Raw genomic sequence first — 22,550 nt, 5'->3', positions numbered from 1 at the left:
CCGCTCCTGTGATGAAGTCCTGGCCTCCAAATCAAAGAGCTCAAACGTCGTCGACCTCGATCGGCATTCACGTCGCCTTGATCAAGGCTTTGGCGGCGAGGTCCGCGGTGCCCGGCCCGGGTATTTGCCATCCACTCTGTCCCACAACGATTTCAGGGAGAACAGAGCTGTATGAGCAAAGGCCGCACGATCATCTGGCGCTGCGCTCCATTTTCCCGTCGCGCGCTTCTCCAGGATCAGTGGTCGATTCCGAGGGCCCGGTAGATGGCCGTCGTGTACGCCGCTGCCCGCGGTGAGCCGCGGATGTTGCGGCCAATGTTGTTCATGACGGAGCTGATGGTCAGGCGGCGGTCGAGGTCGATGATCGCCATGGAACCGCCCCAGCCTCCCTAGAATGCGATGCGGCCGTTGGGGATCCACGCAAGCGTGTGGGAGTCGGGCAGGGCGTACCCGATCCCACAGCGAAGATGAAGCCCGTTGACCAGATCGGTGCCGCTGGATTGTTCGTCGAAGACGAGGTCAACCGTGCTGGACTTCAACAGACTTCTCCCGGACAGCGCCGCACCTCCACGAGACAGGGGGCCAAGACCTCAGTCACCGAGCGCGCGTTGCCGTGTCCGTTGGCCGCCCCCAATTCGGCTGCGCGCCAACGCGTGTGTTGGCGACATCTGCGACCAAGGCGGGCGTAGACAACGTCTTGTAGGCAACGCTGTCAGGATTCAGGGCAGTCAGATCGACGCGCCCAGGGGGTGCGATGACGTCAGCAACCCGGCCGAGGTCCTCCTCGCGCACACCCAGCTGGAAGTCGGCGCCAACCGGACCGGTCAGGTTGTCGCGGACGAAGTCGCGCAGCGACGAACCGGTCACCCTGTAGACGAGTTCGCCGATCAGGTGACCATAGGTGAGCAGGTGATAGCCCGACACAGACCCGGGGGTCCACCAGGGCGCTTGGTTGGCCAACCTGGCGGCAGCCTCGCGCACGTCGTAGAGATCCTCGAGTCGCACCGGCGGATTCCAGCCCGAGACTCCCGAGGTGTGGGACAACAGGTGTCGAACCTCGACGTGCTGTTTTCCCCGAGCGTCGAATTCAGGCCAGTACCGAGCCACCGGTGCCACCTAATTGTCAAGGATTCGGACGTGGGCGCGACCGAGTACACCGGGGATGGCGTCGTCTTCAACCTCGACGGACCCAACGGGCGGAACCGGTTGCAGCGCGGACACGAGTTCGCCATCCGGGCGCTATCCACCACCGCCGACGTCGCGTTGACCGATCACCCGAGTCACTTCTGACGACATTCGCTCCTGGTGATGCGGGCACCGTTTCGACATCGAAGTATGTTGTCGTCAAGCATATTAAAGGACTGACACACCTGCAGGCGGCGGCCCCTGCCATGTGCGAGTCGTCCGCCGGCTGGTCGTCGACATCCTCGATTCCGATCGGCAACACGCGATGCGAGACGCTCTCGACGGCTAGTGCGATCCGGGGTCGGTCATGATCTCCACCATGGCCGGTCCGGGGTGACCGAGTGCCTCTGCGATGACGGACCCGAGGTCGGCCGGATCGGTGACACGCTTGCCGTAGGCGCCGCAGTCACGGGCCAGCGCCGCAAAGTTGGGATTCAGCAGCGACGTCTGCCAGACCGCATACTCGGCGCTGCGCTGTTCTTCGCTGATCTTGGCGAGTTCGCCGTTGTTGAGCAAAATGTGGGTGATGTTCATGCCGTACTTGACAGCTGTGGTGAATTCGGCGAGGTACTGGCCAAACCCACCGTCGCCGGTGACGGCGACGACCGGACGGTCCGGGGCAGCCGCCCACGCTCCCAAGGCAGCCGGGAAGCCGAAGCCGATCGAACCGAGATAGCCCGACATGAGAACCGCCTGTGACGTAGGTTCGAAATACCGCCCGAAGGAGTAGGCGTGGTTGCCCACGTCGACTGTCATGACGGCGTTTTCGGGTGCCAGCCCATTCAGCTCGTGGAAGACCGTCGCGGCGGACACCCGCCCGCTGCCCGGTGCTACAGCCGCACGTCGGGCCTTCTCTGTGCGCCACACTGCCCAGCGTTCGGCGATCTCCGGGCGTTGGTCGACGATCGCCGGGTGAACGCGCAGATACTCCGCCAACGCGTGGGCGGTGACACCCACATCCCCGAGTACCGGCACTGTTACGGGCCGGAACCGGCCGAGCATCAGAGGATCGGTGTCGACCTGAACCGTCGGCTTGTAGGGGGAGATACCGCTGTGATTGGAGAACGATGCGCCGAACACCAGCAACAGGTCGGCCTTGTTCATCATCCAGGACGCCACCGGTGTTCCGGAACGGCCGAGGACACCGCAGGCCAGTGGATGCCGGTCCGAGATCTGCCCCTTGGCTTTGAAGGTGGTCAGAACCGGGGCGTTCACCCGTTCGGCGAGTGAGATAACCTGTGCCATAGCTTGTTTCGCACCCGCGCCCACCACGATGACTGGCCGGGCGGCAGTCTCGATGACAGCGAGTGCCTCGGCGAGCGCCTGTGCGGGCGGGCCCACCCGCAGGTCGGGAATCCGCCCAGTGGGGCCGGAGGCGGGCTGTTGCGGTGCCGCGAGCACCTGCACCTCGTCGGGCAGCACGAGGTGTCCGACTCCGCGCCCGAGTACCGCGTGCTTGAGTGCCATCGTCATCAGTTCGGCGTGGTCGGATCCCGAGCGGACCATGGCCGAATAGGTGGAAACGTCCCCTAACGCGGCGAGTAGGTCGATGTCCTGGAAGGCGCCTTTGCCGGCAACGGACGAGTCCACGTTGCCCGAGAGGGCCAGTACCGGTGCGCGGTCGGCCTTCGCGTCGTACAGACCGGTCAGCAGGTTCGTCGAACCGGGCCCCGCGATGCCGAAGCAGGCGGCGGGTCTGCCGGTCAGCTTGCCGTAGGCCGATGCCGCGAAGGCGGCCGCCCCCTCGTGACGAATGCCGAAGTAGCGGAGCTTGCCCTCGGCCTCCGCGCGGTGCATCGCCTCCGCCATGCCCAGATTCGAGTGCCCGACCATCCCGAATACCGTGTCGACTCCCCAGTTGGTCATCGTCTCGACCAGCACGTCGCTGACCGTACGCACGTGTGCTGCAGGCGCGGGCGTGCCTATGTAGACCCCGTCCGTGCGAACCTCGACAGGGTAAGTCGGGACGTCGAAATCGGGCCCTCCCGCAGCTTCACCGGTGAACGGGTCGAAATCGAAGCCGTGCCAGGGGCACCGGATCTTTCCGTTCTCCACGGTGCCCTGCCCCAGCGGCCCGCCTTGATGAGGGCACCGGTTGTCAATGGCGCCGAACTCGCCGCGCAGTTTGGTCAGCGCGACGGACTTCAGGCCAACGGTGCACACCGTCACCTCGCCCTCGTCGAGCGAGTCGGAATTGATCGCTCTGTGCCACTGGACGTTCGGGCTGTAGCCGTCGGAACTCACAGCGGCACCACTCCCGCGTAGGGGACTCCGCTGAGATAGGCGAAGTCGCGATCGAACGTGACGAGGTCGTCGAGTTCAAAGTCGGCGAGGCGTCGGTGACCACATGCCCTGGCGAGAATCACCATCAGCTCGACGGTGGATTGCAGAAAGCGATGCAGGCGCTGCGCGGCCAGTTGCACGGGCAACCGGTCGCGCAGATGAGGCTGCTGAGTGGCGATCCCCACCGGACAGGCGTTGCTATTGCACGCGCGCATGCCGACGCATCCGATGGCCTGAAGCGCCGAATTGGATAATCCGATGGCATCTGCGCCCAGTGCCAGTGCCTTGACCATATCCGCCGCAGTACGAATTCCGCCGGTGACGGCCAGCGTGATGTCGTGGGCTGCACACGCTGTCAGGTGCCGCCGCGCCCTGGCCAGTGCCGGAATCGTCGGCACGGAGATGTTGTCGCGGAACAGAGTTGGTGCCGCGCCTGTTCCACCGCCGCGCCCATCGAGGATGATGTAATCGACACCGATCGCCAGAGCCGCGTCGATATCACGTTCGATCTGCTGCGCACTCATCTTGTACCCGACGGGAATCCCCCCGGACACCTCTCGCACCTGCGCGGCGAAATCGCGGAGCTGATCGAGCGAGGTCCAATCGGGAAACCGGGCGGGAGAGATCGCAGCGGCGCCCTCCGGCAGGCCCCGCACCTCGGCGATCTTGCCGGTCACCTTGCTTCCGGGTAGATGGCCCCCGGTTCCGGTCTTGGCGCCCTGACCGCCCTTGAAGTGAAACGCCTGCACCTTCTGCAGATGCTCGACATCCCACCCGAAACGGGCGGAGGCGAGCTCATAGAAGTATCGCGAGTTGTGCTGTTGCTCTTCGGGAAGCATGCCGCCTTCACCGGAACAGATTCCGGTACCGGCCAGCTGCGCCCCCGCGGACAAGGCGACCTTGGCCTCCTCCGAGAGCGCTCCAAAGCTCATATCGCTGACGAAAAGCGGAATATCCAGCACCAGCGGACGTTTGGCTGCCGGCCCGATCACGGTCTCGGTAACGACCGGCTCGTCCTCCAGCAGCGGCAACCGCGCCAGTTGCCCGGTCACCAGCTGGATCGAGTCCCACTTCGGCAACTGATCCCTGGGCACGCCCATGGCCGCCATCGGTCCGTGGTGCCCAACCCTGTCCAGACCGTGCTCGGCCAGCTCGTGGATGTGTGTGACGAACGGCTCGTCGGCGGAGTCGGCCGGCTTGATCCAGCGGCCCTGGTAGCCGTCATCCTCGTATGCCACCGGATTGGCGCGCTTGAATTCCGCCACCGACGACTCGTCCAGGTACACGGCGCCGTCGGACACCCAGGCGGGAAACTTGGTGAGTGCCACCGCCGGGTTCACGGGCGACACGCCCGTCTCGGAGTCGTAACGCCAACCGTGCACCCCGCACACAATCAGGTCACCGTCGACACGCCCGTCACCCAGCAGTGCACCGCGATGTGGGCACCGTCCGGTGAGCGCAGACACGCTCTCGCCTCGGCGGATGAGGACGATGTCCACACCACCAACCGAGACGGGATGCGGTCGGTCGGGTGCCAGGTCGTCCAAGGACGCCACCCGTAGTGCATTCGCTGTACCGATCTTCACAACACTCCTCGCCGGGGCTGGGCAACGGGATTGGCAGCCGGTCCCGAAACCCCAGCGAGGCTGCTCGGGTGTCTGTGCTCGCGTCTGTGCATGGTCAGGTCGCCGCCCACGGTACCGAGCATCACTTGGACGTTCTTGTAGATGGTCACTCACCTTTCTCGGAACCGCTCTGCAAGAGCAGTTTTCGACCCACTCACGTCAGAGCGGTGGCAGCTGTTTGAGTTGTCGGCGCGAAGTTATGCCGAGTTTGCGGAAGATGTTTCGTAGGTGGGTCTCGATCGTGCGCGGGCTCAGGAAGAGTTGCGCGCCGACCTCACGGGAGGTCGCTCCGGTCGCGACGAGTCGCGCGATGGTCAGTTCTTGGGCGGTGAGCGCGCCGTTGGGTTGGGCGTTCCGTTTGCGTGGATGCTCGCCGGTGGCACGTAGCTCGCGGGCGGCGCGTGCGGCGAAGGGCTCTGCACCCATATCGGACAGGAGCGCGTGCGCGGTGCGCAGTTGTTCGCGTGCGTCGCTGCGGCGACCTTCGCGTCGTAGCCACTCGCCGAAGACGAGGTGGGTACGGGCGAGGAAGGCACCCATTCGGCAATTCTGCAGTCGCTCTATCGCTTCGCGGTAGCGCTCTTCTGCTTCAGATCCGGTGCAGGTCAACGCTTGGGAGCGCGCAGCAACACCAAGCGCCCATTCGGTGCCACAGGCGCGGGCTCTGGTGCTGAGCTCTTCCATTGCGAGAGAGGCGGATTCAGGATCGCCGGCGCGGACGGCCGCCTCGACGAGCTCGTGCAGCGCCTGCCACCTCACCGCCAGTTCGTACGAATCACTGGCGTAGGCAGCGGCCTTCTGCGCTCCCGGGTAGTCACCGCGGCCATTGTGGAGCACCGCCCTCGCCAGCATTGCTATCGTGGCGTCGGCACCCCCCGAGCGTTGCGTCGCGTCGGCGACACTGGTGGCGCATGCCTCGGTGGTCTCCGAATCAGTGCCACGCCAGGCATCCAGCAAGGTTTTCGCGTAGCTCAGCGGCATCGCGCCGGACACGGACGCTATCGCGGCAGCCTCGTCCGCAAACTCGGCGGCGCGGGACAGCTCTCCAGCGTAGATCCGTGTACACGTCGCAGTGACCAGCGCCCCGGGCAGTGTGGCGAGGGCACCGGCTTCGCGTGCGAGTTGCACGTAGCGGTCGGCCAATACGATGAGCAGCTCGTCCTCGAACAGTGCTGACGCGGTTCGCGTAGCGAGCCACAGCCAGTTGCCGGCATCGCCGGCCCGGACGGTCGCGACCGGGAACATATGTTCGCGGAACGCCTCCACCGCCTGCCTGAGGATGGGCGCACCGGATTCGAATCCACTGGTGTGTACGGCCACCAGCCCGCTGAGCAGCAGATCCGCCGGTCCTGGCGCCCCAGGCGGCGCCAACGCGGCCCTGGCGGCTTCGGCAACCTCACGTAGGCCGGGTTCGACACCCGGGCTCCCGGTGATGGTCGCCGCCTCGAAGGCCTGCAGGTAGGTCTCCCGAGCGAGCGAGGGATCCAGGGGGGCCAACATCCGTGCGGTGCTCAGCAGCATCCCCGGCACCTCGCTGCCTTGGGTGAGGTGAAATGTGATTTGGGCGCGAAGCAGTTCCAGACGGGCGCGTTGCAGCGCATCCAGGTGCCCGGCGTCCACACTCTCGAGCAATTTCAAGGCGGATTCGGGCGCACCGGCACAGTGTTTGGCGTTGGCAGCATCCAGTGCGCGTCTCGCCCGGTGAGCAGGATCCGGCGTCAAATCGGTCGACCGCTGAAGAAAGGCAGCCGCGGCGCAGAACCCACCCCGGGCCAGCGCGCGGTCGGCCGAGCGCTCCAGGTCCGCGGCGGCTTTTTCGTCGGTGCCCAGCACCGACTGCGCGAGGTGCCACGCGCGGCGGTCCGGGTCGGCCTGCGGGTCGGTGGCGGCCGCCAGTGCGGAGTGGGCCCGACGGTGCTCCGGTGCCGTGGCAGCTCGGTAAACCGCGGAGCGCACCAGCGGATGACGAAACCGGACTCGGGTGTCGATCTCCAGTAGCCCTGCGGTTTCCGCAGGCGCGGCTGCCTCGCGGTCGATCCCCAGGTGATCAGCCGCGCGCCACAACAGCGCCGCGTTGCCGGTGGGCTCGGAAGCAGCCACCAACAACAGCTGCTGCGTCTGCGCCGGGAGGCTGTTCGAGCGCCGCTGGAAGTTGGCCTCGATTCGGCGCGGGACGCTCATGGCGTCGGGGAGTCCGAAGCCACCAGCCAACTGCAGGCTGCTGGGCAGCTCCAGCAGCGCCAATGGGTTACCGCGCGCCTCGGCGACGATGCGGTCGCGGACCCTTCCATCGAGCGGTGCGCAAACCGCCGTGGTCAGCAACGCCCGAGCATCGGGCTCCCCCAGCCCGTCCAGGCGCAGTTCGGGCAACCCGGCCAACGGGTCTGCGTCGCTTTCGCAGGGGTCGCGCACCGCGAACACCAGCACCAGCCGTTCGGCCACCACCCGCCGCGCAACAAACGCAAGAACCTGGACTGACGCCAGGTCCAGCCACTGTGCATCGTCGAACAGGCACAGCATCGGCCCCGCCTCTTCAAGGAGGTTGAGAACGGCGAGCCCAACCAGGAACCGGTCGGGCGCAGCGCCGGCCTGGCGGCCCAACGCGATGCCGAGGGCGGTCTGCTGCGGTTCCGGCAGTGTCGCTATGCGGTCGAATAGCGGCGCGCACAGCTGATGCAAGCCGGCAAACGCGAACTGCGTCTCTGACTCGACGCCGACCGACAGTTCCACCCGCATCCCCGAGGCGACCGCGGTGTCGCGGGCGTCCTGCAGCAGCGCAGATTTTCCGATGCCCGCTTCCCCGCGCACCACGAGGACCCCGCTGCGACCCGCCGGCGCCTCGGCCAGGAGCTGGCCGATCGCGTCACGTTCTGCGCGTCGACCCAGCAGGCCTCCGCCTCTCCGCTCGGTCCGGGCTCGGCCCAGTCGGTCCTCCCCGCGCACCGGCGGTTGCTCCACCATCGTCACCGCAGTGCACTCTGTGTAGAGGGGCGAATCTCGAGGAGCGTCCGGGTCAGGCCCGGCGACGCGCCGAGCCCGATGAAGATCTGCCGCTCGGGCGGTGTCTCTGCGCGTGAATCGATCAGTTCGACGGACACGGCTGGCTTCCTTCTTGCAGTGGCGCCTATCCGTGCTGATCAGTGGGATTTAGGCCTTTGGCCGGCAGCGCCGCGCCGGTTACCGAAACGATACGAGACGGTCTGCTTGCCGTCAATACGGACCGAACCGTATCGCATCAAAAAGTCGCCTCCTTTCGCTTACGGTTTGCGGTATGCCTGCGAACCGCAACGAGCAATCTCGTCGTGCCATCCTCGACGCGACCATCTCGATGATCGGCGAGCTCGGCTACGACAACATCTCGATCGAAGCCATCGCCAGGCAGGCAGGCGTGAGCAAGCAGACGATCTACCGTTGGTGGCCATCTAAAGGTGCGGTGATACTCGAGGCTGCAACCGAGAGCCTGAGCACGGTTGTTGCGCTCAACGACACCGGCGACGTCGTCGCCGACATCCGGAGCCAACTGACCGCAATCCTGGAGTTGATCACGACCACCGGCTTCGGACCCGCATATCGGTGTCTGATCGCCGCCGGCCAATCCGACCCCAACCTCCTGCGCGCCCTCTTCGACCAGATCATCGCACCCAACATCGAGGACTTCCGCGCCCGCGCCACCCTGGCACAGCAGCGCGGCGAGATACGCGCCGATGCCGACTGGCAGACCCTGCGCGACCTGCTGTACGGGGTCGTCGAGTACCGGCTGATTCATGCGATGCCACTCGAACCCGCATATATCGACGGCGTTCTGGAGATTGTGTTCGCGGGAATGCGCTGACGGATAGTCCGCTCGGCGAGCGGACAACGTGATCCGTTCCGCCGACGCCGCTTCATGAGCACACCGATGGGACCTCCGCGACGGTCCGGCGACTATCTAAGGGATTGTCACCGACGCGAAGGGGGCGCCGGCGCTGCTTACCTGATGGCACGGAAAAGGTCGGCGCTGCCGACTCGATCCCCAGCACACATACATGCAGCGAGACGCTGGAGACAACGGAAGCCAATCACCATGGATGAGATTCCAGCAGGACTATCGGCATTCTTGGCGGCTCTGCAAACACGCGATGCCACAAGCGCAACGGCTCAACTCGCTGAGTACGTGATATTCGAGAACCCGTTCGACGTCGAGCCTTTCGTCGGTCGCGAACAGGTCGCGAAGGTGGTGTCTCAGATCCTCGATGCCATCGATGAGTTCACTGTCACCGAGATCATCTCGGGTGACGGATATTTCGCGGTCGTGACCAATATCAAGACCGGCACCACGGAGATCGACGGTGTCGATCTGATCGGCATCAACGCCGAGGGCAGGGTCGCCTCGCTGTCAATCCACCTACGACCGTTGCGAGCCATTGTCGCACTTCAGAATCGCCTCGCACCTGCCATCGGAATGCCGATGCTCACACTGACCGAAGAGCAGTAGGAGATCGTCATGACCGACTTCGAACCGGCCGTACCTCCGGACATCGAAGGCCACCTTGCCCCCGCCCCGGACGAGACCGACGCCCAACTGGCGGCGCGGTTCGCGCGTGACGTGATCCCGCTCTTGGGCACGCTCTTTGGTGGGGCCATGCGAATGACCCTGCAGCGCGCTGACGCCGAAGACCTGGTGCAGGAGACCCTGGTGCTGGCGTTCGCGGGTTTCAGGACCTTTCAGCAAGGAACGAATCTCAAGGGGTGGCTCCTTCGCATCCAAGCCAACGCCCACATCAGTGGTCACCGCAAGCGGATGCGCCGGCCCACCGAGCTGCCCGTCGACACGATCTACGACTGGCAGCTGGTGGCCGGCGCCGAGCGTTCGCCGAAAGCACTTCGCTCCACGGAGGTGGAGGTATTGGAGTTGTTGCCCGACGACGACGTCAGGAATGCACTGGATGCCTTGCCCGTCGAGTTTCGGCTGGCGGTGTACTACGCCGACGTCGAGGGCCTTGCTTACAGGGAGATCAGCGCGATCATGTGCACGCCGCTGGGAACCGTCATGTCACGAATCCACCGCGGCCGATCCCAGCTGCGCGTCCTGCTGGCTGCCCTGGCCGCCGACCGCGGATACGCCCGAGTTCACCAGCAATCGGGGACACAGTCAGCATGAAGAGAAGGACACCGTCGAAATCGCCTGCAGTGCAATTGAATAATCGCCTGACGCGTCTACCGCTCTACGCGATGGCCATCGGCGCGGTGGTAGCCGCACTGTTCATGGGCACCGCCCCGGGACAGGCCAACGGGGAGCAGACGGCTTTCTCGATCGCCGGCTGTGCCGATGTCGAGGTCGTGTTTGCTCGCGGTACTTTCGAGGGCCCGGGCGTGGGCGAGGTCGGTGAGCCTTTCATCGAAGCACTGCGCCAACGGCTACTCGACCGCACCGTCGGCGTCCATGCCGTGAACTATCCGGCATCCTTACAGTTCAATCGCGCCGTCGAAGGCATCCTGGATGCCGGCAACCGCCTGAGCGATGTCACGGCCAACTGCCCCTCCACCGAGATCATCGTCGGCGGCTACTCTCAGGGCGCGGCTGTCAGCGGTTACGTCATCAGCGAGTCCGTTCCCGCCGGATACGCCCTGACCCCTCTACCTCTGAACGTCGCCGAGAACATCACGGCGGTTGTCCTTTTCGGTAAACCCGCACCGGAAATCCTGAGACTGCTGCAGCATGACGCGCCCCCCATCGAGATCGGCCCCTCCTTCAAGGACAGGACCATCGACCTCTGCGCCCCAGGGGATCCGGTCTGCGATTCGGGCGGCCTTGACCGCGGCGCCCACAGCGCGTATGCCGTCAACGGCATGGCCGCCCAGGCCGCCGAATTCGTCGTCGACCGCCTGCGAGGCCCCTGACGGAAACCCACCACGCCCGCCGCCTGCGTTTTCGATTCCCACGCCTTTCGCACACCGATAGGAGAACAAGCTATGCCAGCCATCACTGCGGACACGCTCACCTTGCCCCGCGTCCCCGTCCCTGGTCCCGCCACCGGCACGCTGCGGCCGGTGCGATCGGTCACCACCGCACCGGTCGGATTCGAGGGAGACGGGTTCCCCGTGCGACGCGCATTCGCCGGGGTGTCGCACACCGACCTGGACCCATTCATCCACATGGACCAGATAGGCGAGATCGAGTGGGCACCAGGCGAACCCATGGGCACCCCATGGCATCCACACCGGGGCTTCGAGACCGTCACCTACATCATCGACGGCACGTTCGAGCACACTGACTCCCACGGCGGCGGCGGAACGATCACCAATGGCGACACCCAGTGGATGACCGCCGGCAGCGGAATCCTGCACATCGAGAAGCCGCCGGAGCACCTGGTCCTCTCCGGCGGGATGTTCCACGGTGTCCAGCTGTGGGTGAACCTGCCGCGCGCCAGCAAGTTCGTCACACCGCGTTACCAGGACATCCGCGCCAAGCAAGCCCGGCTGCTGTCCTCCGCAGATGGCGGCGCACTGTTGCGAGTCATCGCAGGCGACATCGCCGGTTACAACGGGCCGGGGTCGACCTACACGCCGATCACCGTCGTGCACGCGACCATAAGCGCCGGTGCGCGGTTGGAAATGCCGTGGCCGGCCGACTTCAACGCGCTGGCCTACGTGCTCGCCGGCATCGGAACCGTCGGTACTGCGGCACAACCCATCCACAAGGGCCAACTGACCGTGTTCGGCGCCGGCAACGCGCTGACCCTGGCCGCACAGCAGAGCCAACCCGCCGCCGAGCCGAACCTGGAGGTCCTGCTACTCGGTGGCCGGCCGATCCGAGAACCCGTGGTTCAGTCCGGGCCCTTCGTGATGAACACCCGCGAAGAGATCGTCCGAGCCTATGAGGACTACCAGGCCGGCCGATTCGGCGTCATCCCCACCGAACACGTACCCCACACCGGGTAATGGTCACAGCGGATGGGCACTCCGCGAACGCGGCACCACCACGACCTCGCGGAGCGCGAGCACGTCATGCACGAGACACCGATCGGCAACCAAACGTTCAGACCCGAAGCGAACCCCCGAGGGGTTTTCACCTAGAGAACAGAGGACCGCATATGGCATCAAATCGTTTGGGGCGTCGCATCTCCGTAGCGATTGGCGGTGGCGCCGTCATTGTGATGATCGGCTTCACCGCGTCGTGTAGCAGTGACAGTGACACCCCCCAAGAGTCGACCACTACTACTACCACCACTACGACGACGCCTCCGCCGCTTTCCCCCACCGAGAAGGCGCCCAACCCCAACGCGCCGGATGATCCTTTCACTCCTCCGGTCAAGGCGCCTCAGCCGACGGTGAAACACCCTGACGGTGACGGTCATTAGTCGTCATTGTCGATGAGACGAGGCGGGTTCGGCCGCTGTTCGGACTCGCACTGGGTTCGTACCGAAACCATGAAGGCGGCGCTCTTACAGAGCCACTATCGAACAGTGAGATGACACCCGTTCGGGCGCGATCGCGCCGGACACTCCAGATGAGGAATCCCGCCATTACTGACACCATGAAGGCTGTCGTCCTTGCCCGTTTCGGCGGTGCCGACGCTTTTGAATTGCGCGCCGTCCCCGTCCCGAAGGTCCAACCCCGCCAGGTGCGGGTGCGCGTCCATGCGACCGCCGTCAACCCGCTCGACTTTCAGATCCGTCGCGGAGACTACGCAGACTACGTCCCTCTCCCTGCGATCATCGGACACGACATCTCCGGCGTGATCGAGGAAGTCGGATCCCACGTGACCGAGTTCCGCGCAGGTGACGAGGTCTACTACACACCCCGGATCTTCGGCGGCCCCGGCTCGTACGCCGAGCAGCACGTCGCTGACGTCGATCTCGTCGGCCGGAAGCCGCAGAATCTCAGCCACCTCGAGGCGGCGAGCCTGACCCTCGTCGGCGGAACGGTCTGGGAATCCCTGGTAACGCGAGCTCAGCTCACCGTGGGTGAGACGATCCTCATCCATGGCGGCGCGGGCGGTGTCGGCACGATCGCTATCCAGGTCGCGAAAGCGATGGGCGCACAGGCGATCACGACCGCGAAGGCAGGCGACCATGGGTTCGTGCGGTCTCTCGGAGCGGACGCAGTGGTCGACTACGCGTCGACGGACTACGTCGATGCCGTGGCCGAGCTGACGGGGGGCAAGGGAGTCGACGTCGTCTTCGACACCATCGGTGGCGACGCGCTCGCCCGCAGCCCGCTGACGCTCGCGGACTCCGGGCGCGTTGTCAGCATCGTCGACATCGCGCAGCCGCAGAACCTCATCGAGGCTTGGGGCAAGAACGCCGCCTATCACTTCGTCTTCACCCGGCAGAACCGAGGAAAGCTGGACGCGCTCACCAATCTGATCGAGCGCGGTCTGGTGAAACCGGTCATCGGCGCGACCCTGCCGCTCGCGCGAATGGGTGAGGCTCATGAGCTCTTGGAGAACAGACGGTCGTATGCACTTCACGGCAAGGTCGCGATCGACGTGGCCGGCGGCACAGTCGCCCTGCCCACTCGCGTCTAGCGGCCCTGCTGCAAGGGCAATCCCCAACCGCACACGCGTTGCCAGGTTGACCCACAGCCCCGCCGCGGCATTCGATCCTGCCAGTTCATATCTAGTGCTATTATTTGACGCATCATGAATTTGCGCGCCAAAGATCCCGATGCGTCTTCGCCATCAGGCTCAAGAAACGCCCTGGGTGAGCAACTGTCGTTTGCGCTCTACGGTGCGGCGAACCGGATGGTTCGCCTGCACAAGCCGTTCCTGGAGCCGCTGGGGCTGACTTTCCCTCAGTACCTGGTCATCTTGGCCCTACTCGACGGCGCACCCCGAACTGTCGGCTCCCTCGGCGCTCGCTTGGACATGGACGCGGGCATGATCACGCCGCTGGTCAAGCGCCTGGAAGCCGCCGGGTTGGTGTCGCGTGAGCGCGATCGCACCGACGAGCGGCGGGTCCTGGTCGACTTGACCGCTGCGGGCCGTGAGCTCGAGTCAGAGGTACGCGGCGTCACCGACAAAATCAAGACAGCGTGCCAGCTCGACGACGCCGGCCTCCAGGACCTTCGCCGCACGCTCGAAGGCCTCGCACACCCGGCTGTCGACTGACAAACACCCAAGACAAAGGAGCAAGTATGAAAATCGGCATTGTTGGCGCCGGCAACATCGGCAGGACGTTGAGCCGCCAGCTGAGCGCGGCGGGTCATGAGGTCAAGATCGCCAACTCCCGCGGCCCGGAGACGATCGACCCCGAAGCGCTGTCCACCGGCGCCCGCGCGGTCGAAGCGGCCGACGCAGTGCGCGACGTCGAGGTCGTCATCTTGTCGATACCCCTGAATCGGATGTCGGCGTTCGCATCTACGCTGGCCGCGGCGCCGCCGGACGCCGTCGTCATCGACACCTCGAACTACTACCCCCTTCGCGACGGGCGGATCGAGGCCCTCGAGGACGGCCAGGTCGAGAGCGTGTGGTTGACCGAGCAGATCGGACGGCCAATCGTCAAAGCATGGAACGCCATTGGGTCAGCGTCACTGGCCGAGAAGGGCGCGCCCGCGGGAACCTCCGGCCGCATCGCCATTCCGGTCGCCGCCGACGACGCTGAGGCACGCAAGCTGGGAATGACGTTGGTCGATCAGACCGGGTTCGACGGCTTCGACGCCGGCACACTGTCGGAGTCGTGGCGCCAACAACCGGGCGCCCCGTGCTACTGCACAGACCTCACCAGCAGCGAAATGGGAGAGGCGCTCGCCAGGGCCGAGAAGGATCGGCTGCCCAAGCGCCGCGACATCTCCATCGCGGCCATCGCCGAACGCGTTGGCGACGGCACGACCAATCCTGATTCGGAGTACGCCGTCCGACTGACGCGCGCGATCTTCCTGTGAGCGTGCACGTAAACCACGAACAGAGGTACCGACAATGACTGATAAGCCTGGCAACGTTGAATTTTCGTCCAAGGTCGGGGTGTTCTGGAACAGCGAGCCCTGGCCGATCCGCGATGCGCAGAACATGGTCCGCGAGATCGAGGCGCTCGGCTACGGGTCGGTGTTCATGCCCGAGGGCGGCGGCAAGGACGCCCTCGTGGAGTCCGCGGCCTTCCTGGGTGCCACCGAGCGCCTGGTGGTCGGTACCGGCATCGCCAACATCCACGTGCGGTTGCCCATGATGGCAGAAAGTGGCGCCCGGATGCTCACCGCTCTGTACCCGGGACGGTTCGTCCTCGGCCTGGGCGTCAGCCACGCCCCCTTCGTCGAAGGCTCCCTCGGCGGTGCTTACCGCAAGCCGCTGGCCATGATGCGCAACTACCTCGACGCCATGAACACGGTGCCGGCAGAGCTCGAGGCCGGCGCTCGGCCAACGCGTCTGCTGGCTGCGCTGGGACCCAAGATGATCGAACTCTCCGGCGAGCTCGCCGACGGCGCACATCCCTATCTGGTGCTGCCGGAACAGACGCGCACCACCCGCGCGATCCTCGGCGAAGCACCCTGGATCGTCACCGAGCAAGCGATCGCCATCGGCGGGAGCACCGACGACCAACTGCGGCGCGCCCACAAGCACTTGGAGCTCTACTCACAGCTGGACAATTACCGGAACTCTTGGCTGCGACAGGGATTCGACGAGACGGACCTGGTGATCGGTGGGTCGGAACGGCTGGCTCGCGCGCTGGTCGGTGTGGGATCCGCCGAGGAGGCTGCCGCGTCGGTCACCGCACATCTGGACGCGGGCGCCGACCACGTGGTTGTGCAGGTCGCCGTCGAGGCACCAACCGATGACCCGCTGCCCAATCTGCGGGCACTCGCCACAGCATTGAGTTTGTGATGCGCGTTGGAGTGACCTACCCACACACCGAACTGGGCGGAGACCCCGGGGCGGTACGCGCCTACGGCCGGCAGGTCGAGGAACTCGGGTATAGCCACATCCTGGCCTACGACCACCGCTGATAGAGCCGGGACCCAAACTCGACGACGCGCGCGCCGTCGTCGCTCAGGCCGCCCTCGATGCCGGCCGCGACCCCGCGGCGATCAGAATGGAAGACCGCATCGTCGACACCGGCTACGTCGACACCACCCGTCTCATTGAGGTCCTTGCCGATCGGTCCCGCCAAATGGGCCGGTAGCGCTGCGCCGTCGACGAAGGCTCCAAGGCTTCCGAGTTGTGATGCGTCGCAGCGAACAGCCATCCACGTTGTGCGGGGCACATTCTCGGCAAGCAGCCGCATCCACACCAAGAAGTCCTCGACCCCTGTCTAGGACGGAGTTGTGAATTACGTTGACAGAGCCGGAATCCCGTTAACTGGAGTACTGGAATAGTGTCGACGCTGCCGCGCCACCACAACGAATTAGAGCCATCATCATCGCCACCTGGAATGTGGTGGAAACTATGACGAATCCTCAGCCGCAATATTCATTCATCGCAGCACGTTGCGCTACCGGTTGGCGTGCACAGCTGAGCTCACTGGCTACGACCTTCGCAATGTTGATACCCGGTTCAACCTCCACGCCGCGACTCGGGCGTGGCGATTCCTCAGTGAGGGTGACCGTCAGCCCGGCGTCGTGGTTGGGGCATCGCTCGACTCACTCACCGGGATCTTGCGTGTCTTGGAGCTTTCCGCTTTCGGCACGTAAACTCTGAGCACGCCGTACGCCAACGACGCCTCGACCTCGTCGTCCCGAAGGGGGCCTGGCAACGTGGCGCGGAACTCGAACTCACCGACCTTTCGTGTACGACGGCGGAACAAACCCTCGCGTTTCCGCTCCTTCACCTCGCCGGCCACCACCAACTCATTGCCGTTCAGCGAGACATCGACGTCTTTGTGCCATACTCCCGGAAGCTCGACCTCGACGATGTAGGCGCTATCGGCCTCGATGATATCCGCCTCGGGTAACCAGGCGCCCTCACCCTTGACTCCGCCGAACACCGACTGTGCAAGCCGATCCATCTCCGCGTAGAGATTCTCGAATTCGCGCAACGGTCGCCATCTCTCCGCCTGGGCAGCGGAACGCTGCAGTGACTGAGTCATGTTGTTGTCCCTCTACGTTCGTCTGTGGTAGCCGAAGAATGCCCCAACGGTGCGGCCCGACGCTTCGCGCTGCCGGGACGATTTTGGGTGCGTCGTCTCACTCTCCCGGGTCAGTCACGACAGGTGCGGGACCGCCGGACATCAAAACACCAGTCGAAACATGGTGAGCACTCGATTCCAATGCTCCATCGAAGGGGTGGACACAGTCGGATCCACCAATCGAAATGAGCGTGCCAGCGCGATACTCAACCCGCCGTACAACTCTGGCAGCAGCCGTTCGGTGTCAGCGTCGAAGTGGTTGGTCCCGCCAGGGACCACCTCGACGGAACGCGCTGCTTTGCGAAGCCGGAGCTGAATCTCAATGTGTTGCTGCGTAAACCGTGATCTTCGAAAGGCGGCTCTAACTAGGGGCGCGCTCTGCAACCAGGACCGCGATGTCTTCGGTCTTGGCTGCGCGGAGCACGGACAACTGGACCCGGTCGCCCGGTCTGGTGCTACGAAGCTCGGCTATGAGCTCCTCTGCCGTCGCGGTTTCCTCACCGTTCAAAGCGATGATGATGTCGCCAGGTCGAATGCCGGCCTCCGCAGCGGGACTTGGTGTCAAAACCTGCATGGCGACCACACCACTGGTGCGGCCGATTCCCAGTGTCCGCGCAATTTCCGGCGTCAGGGTAGCGGGCTGGATACCGATGAAGGAGTGGCGGGCGGTCCCGGTGGTCAGCAGCTGGTCCGTGACGTCGACGACAGTCGCGGCGGGAATGGCGAAACCCAGGGCTACCGCGCCCTCCGTCGGTGGAATGTAGGCCACGCTCATACCTACAACTTCTCCTTGCGCATCGAGTACCGCGCCCCCAGAATTACCCGGCGAGATGGCGGCGTCGGTCTGAATGAGATCTACCAGCGGTGCGCCGGTCGAAGCCGACCCGGGGATCTGGCGGTGTAGTCCTGAGATGATGCCGGATGTGACGGTGGCCGCGAATCCCAGCGGGCTGCCTATGACTACGGCGAGCTCACCGACGTGGGGCAGCGGCTCCTGAAACGTCGCTGCAGGCAGGCCTGTGCGGTCGACTTGGATGACGGCGAGGTCGGAAACCTCGTCGACGCCACGGACAGTTCCCGCGATCCGCCGCCCGTCGGCGAGGGCTACGGTGACCCCCCGCACGCCGTCGACTACGTGGGCGTTGGTGACGATCGTGCCGTCGGCCCTATAGACAATGCCGCTGCCCACGCCCTTCTCGGTGAGCACTGTGACGACCGAGGGTTCGACCCGCCGGACCAGTGCCGGTAGATCAGGGCCGGCCGCAGCCAACGGCGCCGTCGATACGGGGTGTGCCGCGGAGGGGGTGGTCGACCCGGAGTCCGTCGAGCCGGAGTCGGTCGAGCCACTGCATGCGGTGAGGAAAATGACCGTGCCAACGAGCAGCCGCGGTATCCAAACCGCGGGTCGTACGGTCGACGTTGGATGCATCAGCTCAGAGCCTCCCTATCGCTGCTGACTTCAGTGCCGGTCACCATGTGCCACTACTCCAGTGATCGCACTGCACCCCAATCAATTCTGATCTGTGCGCCATGGTGGTCACATCACGAGACAAACGTTGCACCCTACTGCCGCTTCCGACACGGTCCTGTGGGTCCCAAACCCGACGCCTGTACCTAGCTCCCCAGGCCGAAGAGCCCCGAACTGCGGCTCGGAGTCGCAGGAACCGGATGAGCGGCCGGTGGGCTTTCTGGAGCTGTTCTTCGACCTCACGTTCGTGTTCGCGATGTCACAGGTCACCCATCTGATGCTCCACGACATCTCCTGGCAGGGCTTCGGCCACGGTGTACTCGCCCTACTCGCCCTCTGGTGGGCCTGGGTGTGCTACGCCTGGCTGACCAACATGTTCGAAATCGCGCACGTGATCCCAACGACTCTGATGATCCTCGCGATGGCGGCGATGCTCATCGCGGTGATTGCACTGCCGACCGCATTCACCAGCGGGGCCGTCGTTTTCGCGCTCGCATTGTTCGCCGTACGCCTCATCAACGCCGGCATGTTCATCGCCTCGGCATCCCGAGGCGAGGCTGAAGTGGCGTCGACGATCCGCCGACTGGTGCCCGGCCTGCTCGTCGGGCCGGGCCTGATCGTTGCCGGTGCATTTGTCGCCTCCCCCTACCGTGAGTTGCTGTGGGTCGCCGCGGCGGCGGCCGACTTCGGCAGTCCCTTGATAGCGGGTATCAACGGACTTCAGGTCGTGCCTTCGTATTTCATCCACCGCCACGGTTTGGTCATCATCATCGCGCTGGGCGAGACGATCATCTCGCTGGGAGCGGGCGCGTCCGAAAGCCTGCACCATCCAGGCGTCGTCGCCGCTGTGGTTCTCGGGGTGCTGATCACGGGCACCCTATGGTGGACCTACTTCGGCCTCACCACCGGCGCCGAAGAGCGTCTGCGGCTAACACCCGCTGCCGATCGGGCACGGTTGGCGCGCGACGCCTACAGCTACCTGCACCTGCCGCTCGTTGCCGGCCTTGTCTTTTTCGCCCTCGGGGCAAGGGTTTCGGTGGAACACATCAGCGAGCCGTTGGCGCCGCTGGCCGCCCTCGCCCTCACCGGTGGGGTGGCACTGTTCTACGCCGGGGAGGTGGCCTACCGATGGCGTGACCACCATCAGCTCACCGTCGATCGGCTCCTCGCTGCCGCCGCGTCTCTCCTGGTATTTCCGGTGGCGATAACTGTTCCGGCCGTGTCATCGCTGGCCGTTCTCACCGCGATCGGAGTCTGGCGTCTCGCATGGGAGCTGTGGCGGCGACCTCAGATTGGCACCGGTAGAGCGGGAACGTTGCGGTAAGGCAGGACAATCCGCATTGACGTCGTGAAAAGCTCCTCCTTTGTGAGGTCGTAAGACGGGAGCGAATGGGGATTCATTCGGTATCCATCATCGCAGCCAGTGCATCCCGAGATCGAACGGCATCGCCGGTCCGACTGGGACGGCCAGGTCGATGTCGATGATAGCCGGTGGGGGTGGGCGTTCTCGCTGCGTCACCGACGAAGGATCAAACCCAGCTGCCGACCACCCTGGCTGCGGTGCCCCCACTACGTGGTGGTCATGCAAAGTGTCGGTCGCACCGACAAGACGCTCCGCAGTCCTTCGTGGACGCCCGTCGGGCCATGAGCATCCGCCTGCGCTCAGTCAGCCCGCACGGCGCAGCGGCGTTCGACGAACTCAGTTTCTATCGCCTCATCGACGCCGCCCACGGTGATGGCGAGGTCGAGAGCTTTGTGCGCGAATGGCTGGGCACACTCCTGGATTACGACCAAAACAAGAACTCCGGCCTGGTGATGACCCTGAGCGATTACCTTGAGTGCGGTGGCTAGGGTGCGCTGTCGCTCGGCTCGACTGACGGTGATCCGGTTCGCCGTGGTGTCGTCGGCCTTCGGCACGTAGAGCGCACCCGCGCTGCCGGGACTCAGAACACCAGACGGAACAGATTGAACGCCCGGTCCCAGTGTTCGGGCGAGGGGTTGGAGACAGTCGGGTCCACTAGGCGGATCGACTTGGCCAGCGCAATACTCAACCCGCCGAACAACTCTGGTAGCAGCTCCTCGATCTCGTCGGCGAAGGTCACGTCTGCCGGCGGTTGCCGCACCGCCTGCCGCAGCAACTCTCTAATCTCTTGTGCCTCTTCGAGCTCGTCGAATTCCCGCATTCGTTCCTGTATGCCCCTGGTAATCGGAAGGTCCTGTGCCACAATGATGTCTCGTCCATTCCACCTGGCCGAGTTGCGTCCGGAGATGGCGATGTCATCGATCTCCTCGTCGATGAACGCCCGAAAGCGCTTTACGTCGTTTTTGTCGATCTTGATGCTGGCGGCGGAGCGGAAGAAACGTTGGAACACGGGAATTCCCGACGGATGGGTCACGCGCTACCTCCGGTCCACAGGATCAAACTGGTTCGACCCGCACTGATGTCAAATGCTGGCACTCTGTCGACGATCCCGAACCGGACCAGCAGATGCAATACCGTTGGGCCGATTCAGCCTCGCAGGTCATTGAGAACCCGCGCGAGGTTTGCCGGAGGCCGGCATCCACGGGCCGGGTAGCCGGTCTCGGAGCCGCCCGCACCAGCCAGTCGGCGAGGGCATCGGGTTCGAGTTGTGTCGGGAGCCAGGAGGCACGATCAGACCGCTGCCGGGCCGGCCCCTTGGGCCCGCAATAACCTAATGCGTCGCACAGTTGTGCACTCTCGGGCCGAAGTGCTCTGCGCGGTGCCGCCTGCAGAATCAGTTCGATCCGGTGGACAGGGGTGATCTGCCCGTTCAACCGGGAACTACGAAAGGCGGCCGGAGAATGAACCCAGCTCGGTCTATACAGTTGCCCTCCGGTGAGAAAATCGCCGCACTCGGCCAGGGCACGTGGCACCTTGCCGAAGCCCCTGGCCGGCGGGCGGATGAAATCGCCTCGATCCAGCTCGGTATCGACTTGGGATTGACCGTGATGGACACGGCCGAGATGTACGGCAACGGCGCGGCGGAAGTCCTTGTCGGCGAGGCGATCGCAGGACGGCGCGACGAGGTGTTCCTTGTCGACAAAGTGCTCCCGGACCACGCAACCCGAGAGGGTACGCTCCGTGCGTGCGAGGCAAGCCTAGGCAGGCTGGGTGTTGACTACATTGATCTCTACCTTCTGCACTGGCGGGGTCGCATCCCGTTGGCCGAGACAATTGCAGGCTTCGCCGAATTGAAGCGACACGGGATGATTCGCCATTCGGGTGTAAGTAACTTCGATATCGACGACATGATCGAATTGTCCGCCCTCCCAGGCGGTGACGAGGTCCAGACGAACCAGGTCCTCTATAACTTGACTCGCCGCGGGCCGGAGTACGCGTTGCTACCGTGGCTGTCCCAACATGGGATACCGGCCATGGCCTATTCGCCAATCGAGCAGGGGCGGCTGCTCGACAACCCGGCGCTGCGGCCGATTGCGCAACGGTATGACGCCACTCCGGCACAGATCGCCCTTGCGTGGGTGCTTCAACACGACGGGGTCGCCGCTATCCCACGCGCCCGAACCCTATCCCACGTTCGGCAGAACGCCGCTGCGCGAGACATTGAGCTGACCCGCAGGGACCTCCACGAGCTCGATCGAGCGTTCCCGCCGCCTACCCGTTCGCGCCCACTCGAAGTTCTGTGAACGAATCCGGCATGGCCAGTGTGAAAGTCGTCGGCACCGAGAGGGTTTGAGCGGCCTGTTCCGCGACGTCGCCGTTACCCAAGTCTTCCTCGGAGCCCACCGCCGGACGCGAAACGGATGACATCGGGCACTCGGTGGATGTCGCAGGCTCCTGCGCTGGACTTGACTGACTTCCGATTACAGCCGGAGGAGACGAAGTTAGCCAGAAGGGCCAAAGTAGGCGAGCCCAGTGATCGGTGACGCTGCTGTTGTGATGCAATAAACCCTCGTCGACCAACTGGCAGT

General features: G+C 64.8%; 26 protein-coding genes and 1 pseudogene. 15 read left to right on the top strand and 12 right to left on the bottom strand.

Going from position 1 to position 22,550, the window contains the following annotated elements; translation table 11 throughout:
- Positions 1-236: 236 nt before the first annotated feature.
- Genes AC3A6P_RS06445 through AC3A6P_RS06435 form a run of 3 tightly spaced genes read right to left on the bottom strand, consistent with a single transcriptional unit; the run spans position 237 to position 1,107 of the window.
- Positions 237-371: a hypothetical protein gene (locus tag AC3A6P_RS06445; protein WP_487689782.1), complete on the bottom strand. Its 135-nt coding sequence runs from the start codon at positions 369-371 to the stop codon at positions 237-239.
- 18 nt (positions 372-389) lie between these two features.
- Positions 390-539 (bottom strand): hypothetical protein, encoded by a 150-nt coding sequence (locus AC3A6P_RS06440; RefSeq protein WP_487689780.1) that lies wholly within the window; start codon positions 537-539, stop codon positions 390-392.
- 55 nt (positions 540-594) lie between these two features.
- On the bottom strand, positions 595-1,107 hold the full coding sequence (locus AC3A6P_RS06435; protein ID WP_487689778.1) for a serine hydrolase domain-containing protein: 513 nt from the start codon (positions 1,105-1,107) through the stop codon (positions 595-597).
- 30 nt (positions 1,108-1,137) lie between these two features.
- On the opposite strand from AC3A6P_RS06435, the gene AC3A6P_RS06430 reads away from it, so the two are divergent.
- A complete protein-coding gene (locus AC3A6P_RS06430; RefSeq protein WP_487689775.1) occupies positions 1,138-1,290 on the top strand; it encodes a hypothetical protein in 153 nt (50 codons plus the stop codon).
- A 180-nt stretch (positions 1,291-1,470) separates the two neighbouring features.
- Here the strand turns inward: AC3A6P_RS06430 and AC3A6P_RS06425 are convergent, their stop codons facing one another.
- The 4 genes from AC3A6P_RS06425 to AC3A6P_RS06410 form a co-directional block, all read right to left on the bottom strand.
- The gene (locus AC3A6P_RS06425; RefSeq protein WP_487689773.1) at positions 1,471-3,429 is read right to left on the bottom strand and encodes a thiamine pyrophosphate-dependent enzyme; all 1,959 of its coding nucleotides are present in this window, start codon (positions 3,427-3,429) and stop codon (positions 1,471-1,473) included.
- Positions 3,426-5,054, bottom strand: a complete 1,629-nt coding sequence (locus tag AC3A6P_RS06420) for a glutamate synthase-related protein (protein WP_487689770.1) — start codon at positions 5,052-5,054, stop codon at positions 3,426-3,428. Before AC3A6P_RS06420 ends, AC3A6P_RS06425 begins: the two co-directional genes overlap by 4 nt.
- Before the next feature lie 198 nt (positions 5,055-5,252).
- The gene (locus AC3A6P_RS06415) at positions 5,253-8,054 is read right to left on the bottom strand and encodes an ATP-binding protein (protein ID WP_487690585.1); all 2,802 of its coding nucleotides are present in this window, start codon (positions 8,052-8,054) and stop codon (positions 5,253-5,255) included.
- 2 nt (positions 8,055-8,056) lie between these two features.
- A complete protein-coding gene (locus AC3A6P_RS06410; protein ID WP_487689767.1) occupies positions 8,057-8,191 on the bottom strand; it encodes a hypothetical protein in 135 nt (44 codons plus the stop codon).
- Between the two features lie 173 nt (positions 8,192-8,364).
- Between AC3A6P_RS06410 and AC3A6P_RS06405 the strand changes: the two genes are divergently transcribed.
- The 10 genes and pseudogenes from AC3A6P_RS06405 to AC3A6P_RS06360 form a co-directional block, all read left to right on the top strand.
- A complete protein-coding gene (locus AC3A6P_RS06405) occupies positions 8,365-8,925 on the top strand; it encodes a TetR/AcrR family transcriptional regulator (RefSeq protein WP_487689764.1) in 561 nt (186 codons plus the stop codon).
- 54 nt (positions 8,926-8,979) lie between these two features.
- Complete coding sequence (locus tag AC3A6P_RS06400; protein ID WP_487689762.1) at positions 8,980-9,567, top strand: nuclear transport factor 2 family protein; 588 nt, start codon at positions 8,980-8,982, stop codon at positions 9,565-9,567.
- A gap of 9 nt (positions 9,568-9,576) precedes the next feature.
- Positions 9,577-10,233, top strand: coding sequence for a sigma-70 family RNA polymerase sigma factor (locus AC3A6P_RS06395; RefSeq protein WP_487689759.1), 657 nt, complete (start codon positions 9,577-9,579; stop codon positions 10,231-10,233).
- Between the two features lie 71 nt (positions 10,234-10,304).
- A complete protein-coding gene (locus tag AC3A6P_RS06390) occupies positions 10,305-10,973 on the top strand; it encodes a cutinase family protein (RefSeq protein WP_487689758.1) in 669 nt (222 codons plus the stop codon).
- Positions 10,974-11,045: 72 nt separating this feature from the next.
- On the top strand, positions 11,046-12,014 hold the full coding sequence (locus AC3A6P_RS06385; RefSeq protein ID WP_487689755.1) for a pirin family protein: 969 nt from the start codon (positions 11,046-11,048) through the stop codon (positions 12,012-12,014).
- A gap of 595 nt (positions 12,015-12,609) precedes the next feature.
- Entirely contained in the window at positions 12,610-13,602 is a 993-nt protein-coding gene (locus AC3A6P_RS06380) for a zinc-dependent alcohol dehydrogenase family protein (protein WP_487689752.1), read from the top strand.
- Positions 13,603-13,818: 216 nt separating this feature from the next.
- Entirely contained in the window at positions 13,819-14,184 is a 366-nt protein-coding gene (locus tag AC3A6P_RS06375; protein ID WP_487689750.1) for a MarR family winged helix-turn-helix transcriptional regulator, read from the top strand.
- Positions 14,109-14,957 (top strand): NADPH-dependent F420 reductase, encoded by an 849-nt coding sequence (locus AC3A6P_RS06370; protein WP_487689747.1) that lies wholly within the window; start codon positions 14,109-14,111, stop codon positions 14,955-14,957. The genes AC3A6P_RS06375 and AC3A6P_RS06370 overlap by 76 nt, the downstream gene beginning before the upstream one ends.
- 34 nt (positions 14,958-14,991) lie before the next feature.
- The gene (locus tag AC3A6P_RS06365; RefSeq protein WP_487689745.1) at positions 14,992-15,891 is read left to right on the top strand and encodes a TIGR03620 family F420-dependent LLM class oxidoreductase; all 900 of its coding nucleotides are present in this window, start codon (positions 14,992-14,994) and stop codon (positions 15,889-15,891) included.
- Positions 15,891-16,007: pseudogene (locus AC3A6P_RS06360) on the top strand (LLM class F420-dependent oxidoreductase); the annotation flags it as partial. The gene AC3A6P_RS06365 and the pseudogene AC3A6P_RS06360, both read left to right, overlap by 1 nt.
- On the opposite strand, the gene AC3A6P_RS06355 reads toward AC3A6P_RS06360, so the two are convergent.
- Positions 15,998-16,297 carry a hypothetical protein gene (locus AC3A6P_RS06355; RefSeq protein ID WP_487689743.1) on the bottom strand — a complete coding sequence of 100 codons (300 nt, stop codon included), beginning with the start codon at positions 16,295-16,297 and terminating at the stop codon, positions 15,998-16,000. The pseudogene AC3A6P_RS06360 and the gene AC3A6P_RS06355 sit on opposite strands and share 10 nt — an antisense overlap.
- 136 nt (positions 16,298-16,433) lie before the next feature.
- Between AC3A6P_RS06355 and AC3A6P_RS06350 the strand changes: the two genes are divergently transcribed.
- Positions 16,434-16,697 carry a helix-turn-helix domain-containing protein gene (locus tag AC3A6P_RS06350; RefSeq protein ID WP_487690583.1) on the top strand — a complete coding sequence of 88 codons (264 nt, stop codon included), beginning with the start codon at positions 16,434-16,436 and terminating at the stop codon, positions 16,695-16,697.
- Here AC3A6P_RS06350 and AC3A6P_RS06345 read toward each other — a convergent pair.
- From AC3A6P_RS06345 to AC3A6P_RS06335, 3 genes are all read right to left on the bottom strand, one after another.
- Positions 16,613-17,041, bottom strand: coding sequence for an Hsp20/alpha crystallin family protein (locus tag AC3A6P_RS06345; RefSeq protein ID WP_487689740.1), 429 nt, complete (start codon positions 17,039-17,041; stop codon positions 16,613-16,615). The two genes, AC3A6P_RS06350 and AC3A6P_RS06345, sit on opposite strands and share 85 nt — an antisense overlap.
- Positions 17,042-17,233: 192 nt before the next feature.
- Entirely contained in the window at positions 17,234-17,515 is a 282-nt protein-coding gene (locus AC3A6P_RS06340) for a DUF1931 family protein (protein WP_487689737.1), read from the bottom strand.
- Positions 17,493-18,338, bottom strand: a complete 846-nt coding sequence (locus AC3A6P_RS06335; RefSeq protein ID WP_487689735.1) for a S1C family serine protease — start codon at positions 18,336-18,338, stop codon at positions 17,493-17,495. The genes AC3A6P_RS06340 and AC3A6P_RS06335 overlap by 23 nt, the downstream gene beginning before the upstream one ends.
- A gap of 472 nt (positions 18,339-18,810) precedes the next feature.
- Here AC3A6P_RS06335 and AC3A6P_RS06330 point away from each other — a divergent pair, with 472 nt between their 5' ends.
- Together AC3A6P_RS06330 and AC3A6P_RS06325 are read left to right on the top strand one after the other, a co-directional pair.
- Positions 18,811-19,923, top strand: a complete 1,113-nt coding sequence (locus AC3A6P_RS06330; protein WP_487689733.1) for a low temperature requirement protein A — start codon at positions 18,811-18,813, stop codon at positions 19,921-19,923.
- A gap of 320 nt (positions 19,924-20,243) precedes the next feature.
- The gene (locus AC3A6P_RS06325) at positions 20,244-20,450 is read left to right on the top strand and encodes a hypothetical protein (RefSeq protein WP_487689730.1); all 207 of its coding nucleotides are present in this window, start codon (positions 20,244-20,246) and stop codon (positions 20,448-20,450) included.
- Between the two features lie 92 nt (positions 20,451-20,542).
- On the opposite strand, the gene AC3A6P_RS06320 is transcribed toward AC3A6P_RS06325, so the two are convergent.
- A complete protein-coding gene (locus tag AC3A6P_RS06320) occupies positions 20,543-20,995 on the bottom strand; it encodes a DUF1931 family protein (protein ID WP_487689729.1) in 453 nt (150 codons plus the stop codon).
- A gap of 451 nt (positions 20,996-21,446) precedes the next feature.
- Between AC3A6P_RS06320 and AC3A6P_RS06315 the strand changes: the two genes are divergently transcribed.
- Entirely contained in the window at positions 21,447-22,265 is an 819-nt protein-coding gene (locus AC3A6P_RS06315) for an aldo/keto reductase (RefSeq protein ID WP_487689726.1), read from the top strand.
- Positions 22,266-22,550 lie beyond the last annotated feature (285 nt).

The organism is Mycobacterium sp. Soil_C_30 (genome assembly GCF_057656995.1).
Note: the sequence above shows the minus strand (reverse complement) of the source record. Positions and strands in the feature narration are given on the sequence as shown.